5 protein-coding genes and 1 pseudogene are annotated in these 2,790 nt (G+C 38.3%); 1 reads left to right on the top strand and 5 read right to left on the bottom strand.

Going from position 1 to position 2,790, the window contains the following annotated elements:
- The coding region (locus HMPREF1024_RS0126385; protein ID WP_071986576.1) for an IS5/IS1182 family transposase at positions 1 to 333 on the top strand (333 nt) is incomplete at its 5' end.
- Positions 334 to 378: 45 nt separating this feature from the next.
- On the opposite strand, the gene HMPREF1024_RS15180 is transcribed toward HMPREF1024_RS0126385, so the two are convergent.
- From HMPREF1024_RS15180 to HMPREF1024_RS0126380, 5 genes and pseudogenes are all read right to left on the bottom strand, one after another.
- Complete coding sequence (locus tag HMPREF1024_RS15180) at positions 379 to 1,044, bottom strand: ankyrin repeat domain-containing protein (RefSeq protein WP_009308472.1); 666 nt, start codon at positions 1,042 to 1,044, stop codon at positions 379 to 381.
- A 90-nt stretch (positions 1,045 to 1,134) separates the two neighbouring features.
- Positions 1,135 to 1,563 carry a hypothetical protein gene (locus HMPREF1024_RS15185; protein WP_001549555.1) on the bottom strand — a complete coding sequence of 143 codons (429 nt, stop codon included), beginning with the start codon at positions 1,561 to 1,563 and terminating at the stop codon, positions 1,135 to 1,137.
- A gap of 95 nt (positions 1,564 to 1,658) precedes the next feature.
- A complete protein-coding gene (locus tag HMPREF1024_RS15190; protein WP_001062149.1) occupies positions 1,659 to 2,045 on the bottom strand; it encodes a hypothetical protein in 387 nt (128 codons plus the stop codon).
- Between the two features lie 14 nt (positions 2,046 to 2,059).
- Positions 2,060 to 2,401, bottom strand: a pseudogene (locus HMPREF1024_RS28740) (DNA-binding protein); the annotation flags it as partial.
- A gap of 57 nt (positions 2,402 to 2,458) precedes the next feature.
- On the bottom strand, positions 2,459 to 2,790 hold a 332-nt coding region (locus tag HMPREF1024_RS0126380), incomplete at its 5' end, for an IS5/IS1182 family transposase (RefSeq protein WP_071986575.1).

Here is a 2,790-nt window from a genome sequence, read left to right as displayed (position 1 = left end):
ACCCGGCTATGTCACGATGAACTGCGGCGTAAGAAAATCAGCGCGCTTATCCCTCCCCGAAAAGGTGCGGGTTACTGGCCCGGTGAATATGCAGACCGTAACCGTGCAGTGGCTAATCAGCGAATGACCGGGAGTAATGCGCGGTGGAAATGGACAACAGATTACAACCGTCGCTCGATAGCGGAAACGGCGATGTACCGGGTAAAACAGCTGTTCGGGGGTTCACTGACGCTGCGTGACTACGATGGTCAGGTTGCGGAGGCTATGGCCCTGGTACGAGCGCTGAACAAAATGACGAAAGCAGGTATGCCTGAAAGCGTGCGTATTACCTGAAAACACAACCCGCTACGGGGGAGACTTACCCGAAATCTGATTTATTCAACAAAGCCTCATTTCCTTAATATCAAAGAGAGTAATGTCCTTGCTATTCGCTCTGACACTAACTAATCTTATAGCTCTTTTTTGTTTGTCCAGATACTCTAAAAATTTGATGTAATCATTTCGTTTTTTCATATAGTATATTTTCATGTTAATATTCTCTTGCTCTGTTCGATACCATGCCTGCTCTTCATCCCAGAGAGTAATGTCCTCAATATTCATATAGCGGGGATAATGCACCTGAAAGCCATTTCCCAGAAGTATTTCAATACCTCGTTTCATTTTATCAATGTGGGATAAATGTATATCCCTGATATGAATGTCAGTAGACTTTATTTTGCCCCTGTGCTTCATAAATATTTCAGGATGTCCAAAATAACCCATTCCCGATAAAACATGCTCACCTTCAAAATTTAAAAGATCTGGATTAATACCTGCTTCAAACAATCGATCTATTATTTCAATTTCATAATCATAATAACCCGATTTCCACAGTGCGGTTTTACCAACGAAATTTCGGTGGTTGATATCAACACCATTTTTAATCAACCAGTTCACTTCATCAACGCTTGTAGCTTCAAATAAAAGAGTCTGGTCAAGCATCCCCCTATGTGTAGAAAGTGGTAAAACCTCTGGCTCTAACTCTAACCATTCTGTTCTTATCATAATTAATCCTGCAAAAATATTATCGTTTTCTTTTATTTAGCGCGAAAAAAGATAATATTCAAATAAATTACAGATTTATATTTATAATAATTAAAGCCGCAAATTTCTAACTTTTACAACTTCGTGAGTAATTTCTTTCTCTATAACTCTCATTTCATACTGAGCTTTAAAAATTGTATAGATTTCTTCTGCTTTTTCTTGATTGTTGTCAATATAGTTCACGAGAGAGTTTAGCTCTCTGATAACAGCCTCCTTATTGTTCAATCGCTGCAACAAAGTACTTGTAAGGCATTTGTATACAGAACTGAACATCGTCATAATGTTGTCTATGTTACGATTAGAGCGAATGTATAGCTGTCTTGGGTAGAAATACTTTAAATGATAGCCAACAAAAAGCAGGTATAGCTGGTATGAGAAACTTTTATCGCCTGGCTGGTATCTTTTTGAGATATACTTATCGACAATAATGATAAGTTGCTCTTCTAGAGTAAACTCTAGATTGATGATGTTTTTGTCCATAAAATGCATCCTTGCATAATGAAATAGTCTTCCTGACCATATGTTTATATTTATCTCATTTATTTAACTTGTCAATAGGTGTAACCTATCAACTATTATTTTTTATTAAATGGTCTATTCAATTGTTCCATAGTGAGACCATGTCTGTAAGCATTATACTGCCAATAGCTAAATTGCTCTTTGTATCTATTGTTCTGTTTTTTCAACATTTCGTTTTCGGCTTTAAGGTTTATTATTTGTTGTGCCGCAATAGTTAAGTTAGCTGGTTTCTTTAGACCAGATTTTTTCAAATTGGACAAACTTTTCTTTATTCTATATGCTTCAACAACTTCATCATGAGCACTTAAAGATTGCCTTGTGATAGTTCTGTTTAGATTCTTATACACTGATTCACATAAATCACTCCATGTGATTTTACCGTCCCAAGTCAGTATAATGTGTTTAATTGCTTTTATTTCACTCCTGTTCAAATGTTTTGCCATAAGTATCTCCTGTTTTAATTATTCAAAAGCTTATTAATTCTTTCCAAATTTTTTTCATGGTGTTGCAACCATTTGTCTGCACCATAATCACCATTTTCATAAGCGATCTGAGTTATTCTCTTTAATTGCATTACTTTCTCTCGGACAGATTGCAGCCTAATTCTATCTACTGAGTTAAAGTCCGGTGTTTCATTATCACATTCAATAAGATGATTAATTTTTGTACAAGGCTTGATTAAATAGTTATGTACACAGTAACCAAATTCAGTTAAGTGTATTGCACCTTGATTAAGGTTATCAAAATCAATTGTCAATTCATTTGTGGGTATTGACTCCCTTTGACAGTAATTACTCCTAGGCTTTGTTGAATAAATCAGATTTCGGGTAAGTCTCCCCCGTAGCGGGTTGTGTTTTCAGGTAATACGCACGCTTTCAGGCATACCTGCTTTCGTCATTTTGTTCAGCGCTCGTACCAGGGCCATAGCCTCCGCAACCTGACCATCGTAGTCACGCAGCGTCAGTGAACCCCCGAACAGCTGTTTTACCCGGTACATCGCCGTTTCCGCTATCGAGCGACGGTTGTAATCTGTTGTCCATTTCCACCGCGCATTACTCCCGGTCATTCGCTGATTAGCCACTGCACGGTTACGGTCTGCATATTCACCGGGCCAGTAACCCGCACCTTTTCGGGGAGGGATAAGCGCGCTGATTTTCTTACGCCGCAGTTCATCGTGACATAGCCGGT

This window comes from Klebsiella sp. 4_1_44FAA, from assembly GCF_000238715.1.
GTDB lineage: Bacteria > Pseudomonadota > Gammaproteobacteria > Enterobacterales > Enterobacteriaceae > Klebsiella > Klebsiella pneumoniae.
This window is presented reverse-complemented; position numbering and strand designations above follow the sequence as displayed.